Source organism: Vibrio fujianensis (assembly GCF_002749895.1).
Lineage (GTDB): Bacteria > Pseudomonadota > Gammaproteobacteria > Enterobacterales > Vibrionaceae > Vibrio > Vibrio fujianensis.
The window spans coordinates 220,144-227,996 of the sequence record NZ_NBUS01000054.1; the positions used below are offsets into that span (position 1 = coordinate 220,144).

Here is a 7,853-nt window from a genome sequence, read left to right on the forward strand (position 1 = left end):
ACGACGGACAGTGGTACCTATCAACTGTTATTTGCCGGAAGCGATGCATTGTTCTTTTTCTTCCCACTAGCTTTGGGATACACCTCAGGCGTGAAATTTGGTGGCAGTCCATTTGTCACTATGGCGATAGGGGGAGCTTTAGTACACCCGACGATGATAGCAGCCTTTGACGCGTCGCAAGTGCCTGGGTACGAAGAACTAACATTCTTGGGTATGCCTATTACCTTTATGAACTACGCTTCTTCAGTCATCCCTATTATTTTTGCCGCTTGGATCTCGTGCAAGCTTGAGCCTATATTTAATCAAATATTACCAAGTGCAATCAAAAACTTCTTCACACCCCTACTGTGTATTATTGTTACGGTCCCTCTGACGTTTTTGGTCATTGGTCCCGCAGCGACTCATTCCAGCCAGTTTTTAGCACACGGTTATGAGCACATTTATGCTGCCAGCCCCGTTATCGCAGGACTTATCATGGGAGGCTGTTGGCAGATTTTTGTTATTTTCGGTTTACATTGGGGCTTTGTACCGATTCTGCTTAACAACATGGCCGTCATTGGTTCAGATAGTATGATGCCGTTACTGGTTCCTGCTGTACTTGCACAAGCGGGGGCCGCATTTGGTGTGTTCCTAATGACTAAAGATGTCAAACTGAAAGCTATTGCAGGCTCTGCTTCTACTGCCGGTCTTTTCGGTATTACGGAACCTGCCATATACGGTGTTAATTTACCGAAAAAACGTCCCTTCGTTATCGGATGTATTTCAGGTGCTATCGGCGCAGCCATTATCGGTTACTTCAATGCACGTGTTTATTCATTCGCGATGCCAAGTCTATTGATTTTCCCACAAGTGATTCCACCGACAGGCGTTGATATGACGCTATGGGTCACTGTTTTTGCCTCAATTTTATCGATTGTGTTAGCCATTATTCTGACGATTATATTTGGTCAGGTAAATGGCGAAACTAGAGTCACCGCTCACGACGCTGTTAAAACCAAAGTAAGTTAACTAAGGAGATTAATTCAATGAGTTTTTGTTTTCCCGATTCATTTCTCTGGGGGGGGGCAACTGCCGCTAACCAGATTGAAGGTTCACACGTTACCGATGGTAAAGGGCTGTCAACGTCTGATGTCCAACCATTTGGTGCTTTCGGAGAGTTAGTTTACCGAGAAGCCGGTGACTTCAATATCAAAGATGTGGCGATTGATTTCTATCATCGTTACGCCGAAGACATTGCATTATTCGCAGAAATGGGATTTACCTGCTTACGTGTATCGATTGCTTGGAGTCGCATTTTCCCAAATGGTGATGATGCCGAACCAAATGAAGCGGGCCTTGCATACTACGACCGTGTGTTTGATGAAATGGCTAAGCACGATATTACCCCACTGGTAACCCTTTCTCATTACGAGATTCCGCTTAATTTAGCCGATAAATATCAGGGCTGGGCTAGCCGCGAAGTAATAGGTTTTTTTGAAAATTACGCGAAAGTGGTGTTTAACCGTTATAAAGATAAAGTCAAACTATGGCTGACTTTTAACGAAATCAATGTGACCTTGCACGAACCATTTACTGGCGCAGGTTTGCCGCGTAATTGTAGTGAGCAAACCCGTTTTCAGGCCATTCACCACCAACTCGTGGGTAGTGCCAAAGCGGTAAAATTGTGCCATGACATCATTCCAGATGCAAAAATTGGTAATATGATTTTAGGCGCAATGCAGTACCCGCTGACTTGTAAACCCGATGATGTCATGAAAACATTGCTGCTGAACCGTGAATGGCTCATGTTTGGGGATATTCAGGCGCGAGGTTACTACCCCAGCTACATGACTCGTAAATTCAAAGAATTAGGGGTTGAGCTCAATATTACAGAAGATGATAAAGCGTCTTTAAAAGAAACCATCGACTTTATTTCATTCAGTTACTACATGACGGGTTGCGCCAGTGCGGATCCGGTAGAGAATGAGAAGGCTTGTAGCAATATGGTTAATATGATTCCCAACCCACATCTCAAAGCTTCTGAGTGGGGGTGGCAAATCGATCCCGTAGGCTTGCGTTACCTGCTGAACATCTTATACGACCGCTATCAGTTACCGTTATTCATTGTAGAAAATGGTTTGGGCGCTAAGGACCAGTTGGATGATAACGGAGAAATCCAAGATGACTACCGTATTCAATACTTGAATGATCATCTGTATCAAGTGGGTGAGGCGATTCAAGATGGCGTTGAAGTGATGGGGTATACCTCTTGGGGGCCGATTGATTTAGTGAGTGCTTCAACCGCACAGATGTCAAAACGTTATGGCTTTATTTATGTTGATCGTGATGATGAAGGTCGCGGTACTTTAGAGCGTAAGCGGAAGAAGAGCTTTTGGTGGTATAAAAATATTATCGAATCAAAAGGCTCTCTGCTTAAATAAATTTTTAAATTAAAACATTAACCATTTTATAGATGGCTATTTTAAATAGCTGTCTATGGATTTTTATTTCAGAAAATAAGAAAATTAATATGAAAAAGACACTAACTTCTGCATGTCTCATTTTATCTTCATTGTTTAGTATTCCTTGTTTTGCTAAAAATAATGATGGTAACTGGATTGAAAATTATTTAGATCCAAATAATGGCAGTGAACTATCACGATTTACGGATTATGAAAATAATACGCGATGGTATTATAATTTAAGGCTTCAAGGTACAACGAATATGGGAAATAGTAGTGATAATAGATCCAGTTCGTTAGAAGCAAGCCTAAGGCTCAGAGGAAAAACGATGTTTACCGATGACTTAGGTTTTACTGGTGATTTTTGGTTAAAAGCGAAGGAGATTTATAGTACTTTTGATGGAGAAAGAACCAATAGCTACGATGATCTTGATGAAAGTGCGACATGGGAAAATTTAATCATTGGTATTGAATCTGATAAATATGGTGCGTTGGTCTATGCTAAGCATACGGCGACATGGGCTGTATTTTCTGCCGACATTGGTATGCTTGGTCAAAATAATATACAAGCGGATGCCGGTGGTAAAAATGCAGGGAAAATTATATATAAGAATAATTTTGATAATAACCTATTTATTCATGCGAGTTACGATTATAATTCAAAAATTTCTGGTTTAGATATTGGTTATCAAACAGAAAATATTTATCCTTTTATTGCAGATGCTTACGGAATTTATTTTTCTATTCATAATGGACAGCCTTTCTTAAATACAGGATATAATAGTTCAATTATTGGTAACGTTGATATCAATAGTGACATTAAATCAGATACTGCGCTCAATAGACATAGTGATGACTTATTGACCTATTCTTTGAGTGGTTACAAACAATTTGGCTTTAATGGTCGTTTGGGTACCGTTATTTCTTATTCAGAACGAGAACACGGAGAAACGAAAGCGGAGGTTAGAGAAAGGGGCTATACGACAGGTGGTTTGGGCTTTTCTGCTTCGGCCACTTATCAATATTTTCCTGAGGGGCTTAAGGGGTGGGGGCCTGTTGTGACCGTCTCTCATGATGAATTCACGGATAAGTTTGTCCCTCAAATTCAATATTGGTTTGAACCACAAGTTCGTCTGTGGGTTGGACATGTACTAACTTCTCATGGGGAAAATACCACACAAGCTGAATTCCAGGTTGATTTTTAAGGATTTAATATTAAAAGCTTTTTAAATTGGTGTTTACACTCTATTCTTTTTGATTCTTGATCACAAAGTGAGTAAATAATATTACTGCTTAGCATCTGGGATAAATCGTTAAAATGACATTCTTTGAATATTATGACGCAGTGAGTTTGGTCAGAAATAGTGATAGTCTTTATTATTTTTTAGTTGATTAGTCCTAGTAATCGGGAGGCTGCCTTTAGCCTGTCTTTCATGCATAAATCCCTCGATGAAAATCTGGGGGATTTTTTAATTTAGCTGATAAATCTCGAACTGCTCTATTTTGATATAACTACAAGGTCAGTTACGATGTTTTCAACAAGTTTAAAACAATGGGCATAAGAAATATTTTCTGGGCCTACATCAATTTGGAGACCATTTAAGGGAAGCAAGTTTGATGCTGGGTTATTTGCTTCTCCGCACCTAGCTAATTGTCGAGATTATTTCATGTACTCATCAGGTAATGGTGAAATTAGCCCGAACCTAGCACAGCCAGCAGGTGAGCAACAAAAAGCACAATACTGAGGAATCCCCTGATGATTTTTCTTAAAATCATCAGGGGATTCCTCAGTACTTTACCTAAATACTTAATCAACACGCTACTGGTGAACGCTTACAGCTCAACGGCTTGTCTATAAATCGTTTATTTACCCGTTTCGTTAGCTTAATTACTAATTCATAGGCGATGGTGCCAATATGATTGGCGACATGCTCTATTGGCAAATTTTCGCCCCAAAATTCTGCATTATCGCCGATATTATCTTGTAACTCTGGACCGAGATCAACCGTGATCATGTCCATAGACACGCGTCCGACAATTGGCACAAAACGGCCATTAATATAAACCGGTGTTCCTGTGGGCGCGGAGCAAGGGTAACCATCTCCGTAACCCATGGCTATCACTCCTATATGCGTATCTCGTGGTGATGTCCAAGATTGATTGTAGCCAACCGGATGTTGGCTCTTGTGTTCGCGAATAGCGATAAGCTTAGAGCATAGCGTCATGACACAGCGTAAGCCGTGATCTTGACCGGTATCATTTTGATTTGGGCTAATACCGTAAAGCGCAATACCACTACGCATATAGTCAAGGTGGGACTGTGGCCAGTAAAGAATACCTGCGGAGTTAGCAATACTTTTTGCCCCTGCATAATGGGCCGTTTGTGCTAAAAATAGTTCAACTTGCACTGAAGTTTCTGGTAAGGTGAGGTTATCTGCACAACTCAAGTGGCTAATAAATCTGACAGGGCCGCTCAGTTTTTGAGTGGCTTCGAGCTGCGTTATGTAATCGTGCAGTTCACAGGGATGAATACCAAGGCGGTGCATCCCCGTATCCAGTTTTAACCAAACGTTCAAAGGGGCTGATATATGGGTTGATTGAAGATGTGCTAGCTGCTCTTTACAATGAATCACCGTATCCAATTCTAGTGCCGATGCTTGTTGTAAATCTGTTGGGCAGAAGCAGCCTTCGAGCAACAGTATAGGGTGAGCAATTCCTTTTTTTCTCAATTCAAGGGCTTCTTCTATACGAGAAACAGCAAACATATCTGCTTGGGGTAGAGCTTGCGCTGTTTTAAGAGCATCGTGCCCATAGGCATCTCCCTTAAGTACGGCGATGATGGGTTTATTTCCGCATTTTTGCTTAAGCTGCTCATAGTTGTGACGAAGAGCAGCCAAATTGATAACGGCTTCTGCTGTGATCATACATCATTCCTAATTATTTTTTTGCGTACGCCTCCTACTTTAGTTAGAAGGCGTTGATATGATTAATATTCAGCTTTGGCCGGATCTTGTACTGTCTGGCGAGCAAAATAGTGCTTGGTTGCTTGGTAAACGACTGGGCTTAATACACCAAGAGCGATCAAGTTTGGAATGGCCATCATGGCGTTTAACGTGTCACTTAATAGCCAAATCAAGTTGAGTTCCATTATGGCCCCAACGGGAATCACCAAGACGAAAATCACACGAAAGGGGATTATGGCTTTGGTGCCAAAGAGGTAACTGATACAGCGTTCGCCATATATAGACCAGCCAACAATGGTGGTAAAGGCGAAAATAGCTAAACTAATAGTAACTAAATAGCGACCAAACCCAGGAATTACTTGATCAAATGCGGCTGACGTGAGCTCAGCTCCTGTCATTCCCGAGGTCCATTCTCCAGAGATAATAATGACAAAGCCAGTGATGGAGCAGATTATGATCGTATCAATAAACGTTCCCAGCATCGCAATTAAACCTTGCCGTACTGGGTCATCGGTTTGTGCACTGGCATGAGCAATGGGGGCTGAACCTAAGCCTGCTTCATTAGAAAAAATACCTCGTGCGACACCAAAACGAATCGCCATCCATATCGTCGCTCCCGCAAATCCACCTTGAGCAGAAGTTGGAGTGAAGGCTTGTTCTAGCACGAGGGCAACTACGCCTCCGATTTTATCGATATTAAGCAGTAAAATAATTAAGCCGCAAGCAACGTAAGCCATTCCCATTAATGGCACAAGGGCACCGGCAAAAGCCCCGATGCGCTTAATTCCCCCTAAAAGGACGGCTCCTGAAAGTATCATGACAACGAGCCCAACAATCAAAGGAGAAAAGTCAAAGGTTGAGTGCATGACCTGAGCAATCGAGTTAATTTGAACGCCATTACCAATCCCAAAACAGGCAAAGGTACCAAATAAAGCGAATGCGGTTCCGAGCCAAGCCCACTTCTTACCCATCCCATTTTTGATGTAGTACATGGGGCCGCCAACATGGTTCCCATTGCTGTCGGTTTCTCGGTATTTAACGGCTAATACGGCTTCAGAATACTTGGTGGCCATACCCAGTAACGCAGTCATCCACATCCAAAATAGTGCTCCGGGCCCTCCAATAAAAAGGGCAGTAGCAACACCTGCAATATTACCGGTTCCAATCGTGGCTGAGAGGGCGGTCATTAATGCTTGAAAGGGGGGGATTTCACCGTCCTGATTCTGAGCATTTTTTCTGCCTTTCCATAATAGTTTAAAGGCGCGACCAATATTAAAAAAGGGCATGAATTTCAAGCCAATATTTAGATAAATACCAATACCTAATATAATAACGAGCATGGGGAGGCCCCATACAACGCCATTGACTTGGCTAATGAGTTGTTGAATCAGTTCCATCTGTTTTCACCATAAAAAGTTAATTAAATAAGTTATTGCTCACCTTTAGACTGACTAAGCAATTTGCAGACCAGTACGGCGCTTAATCAATTTTTTTCTCGCTGATGAATCCTCTTTATACGTTAAATTTCCATACAAAATAGGTGGATAATCTATCCATGTTTATTTAATGGAGCGGTGCTTTTATAATGTTCTTATTATTTATTTATTTTTGAACGATAATGTTGTTATGGAGTGAGTGGTGTATTGACGGGTTGATGTGAGGATGGAATTTGTTTCTATAAGTTATGGGCTAATAATGCACAACCATGCACTAGAATTAGTCAGAAGTGCACCAAAATGGTTATTTTTAGCTTGTTATTCATCTTTTTATGAAGATGAAAATGAAGAGAGTGATAAATGTAATCAGGGAATGAGAGGGTTATCACGATTTATTAAAATTTATAGAATGAAATATTATTGGTTTAAATCACTGGTTTTATTTTCAGGAGGACTGTTTACATAAAACTCTAGGGGAATAGAATGAAATTGTATTATTAGTATTTATGTTTTCAATTTGGAGTTTTGTGTTGATATCGTGTTTATTGTTGGTGTTTAATGAATTTTAGGGTTTTTCGTATTGATTTCTCTTTGTGAGTAATTATTCTGTATTTTTGAGTTTTTATTCTTTATTTTGCATTTTTAATGCATTTCTTCTTGATTTTTCTTTACGGATTTTCATTTTTGTCACAAATTTTGCACTGTAATGTTTAGTGAGGGATGAAATTAATCACTATTCTAATTTAATGACTCTTTGTGGAGAAAATCGAGATGGAACTTAAACAACCTTATTTACTCTTTTTAGGTGATGCTGCCGATGCGCTGGCCGCGAAAGTGGCGCAAGGAATTAAAACCTGGCGTCCAGAGTATTGTATTGGTCAATATCGTTTGGCGGGATGCAATGCTGATGTCGGTTTAGAAGAGATGGATATTACGCAAGCCGTTAATCGAGGTGCAAAAACTTTGATTATTGGTGTGGCTAACCGAGGGGGGCTGATTTCTCAAGAGTGGAT

General features: G+C 40.8%; 5 protein-coding genes and 1 pseudogene. 4 read left to right on the forward strand and 2 right to left on the reverse strand.

From position 1 onward, the window contains the following. From B7C60_RS14120 to B7C60_RS14130, 3 genes are all read left to right on the forward strand, one after another. A partial coding sequence (locus tag B7C60_RS14120) for a PTS transporter subunit EIIC (protein WP_216639329.1) occupies nt 1-1,008 on the forward strand: 1,008 nt, incomplete at its 5' end. 17 nt (nt 1,009-1,025) lie between these two features. After that, a complete protein-coding gene (locus B7C60_RS14125) occupies nt 1,026-2,420 on the forward strand; it encodes a glycoside hydrolase family 1 protein (RefSeq protein ID WP_099612214.1) in 1,395 nt (464 codons plus the stop codon). A gap of 89 nt (nt 2,421-2,509) precedes the next feature. Then, nucleotides 2,510-3,646 carry a hypothetical protein gene (locus tag B7C60_RS14130; RefSeq protein ID WP_099612215.1) on the forward strand — a complete coding sequence of 379 codons (1,137 nt, stop codon included), beginning with the start codon at nt 2,510-2,512 and terminating at the stop codon, nt 3,644-3,646. Between the two features lie 606 nt (nt 3,647-4,252). Here B7C60_RS14130 and alr read toward each other — a convergent pair. Continuing rightward, on the reverse strand, nt 4,253-5,365 hold the full coding sequence (alr, locus tag B7C60_RS14135; RefSeq protein ID WP_099612216.1) for an alanine racemase: 1,113 nt from the start codon (nt 5,363-5,365) through the stop codon (nt 4,253-4,255). A 62-nt stretch (nt 5,366-5,427) separates the two neighbouring features. After that, nucleotides 5,428-6,801, reverse strand: a complete 1,374-nt coding sequence (locus B7C60_RS14140) for an alanine/glycine:cation symporter family protein (protein WP_099612217.1) — start codon at nt 6,799-6,801, stop codon at nt 5,428-5,430. An 810-nt stretch (nt 6,802-7,611) separates the two neighbouring features. Here B7C60_RS14140 and B7C60_RS19460 point away from each other — a divergent pair. Beyond that, nucleotides 7,612-7,853: pseudogene (locus B7C60_RS19460) on the forward strand (DUF1611 domain-containing protein); the annotation flags it as partial.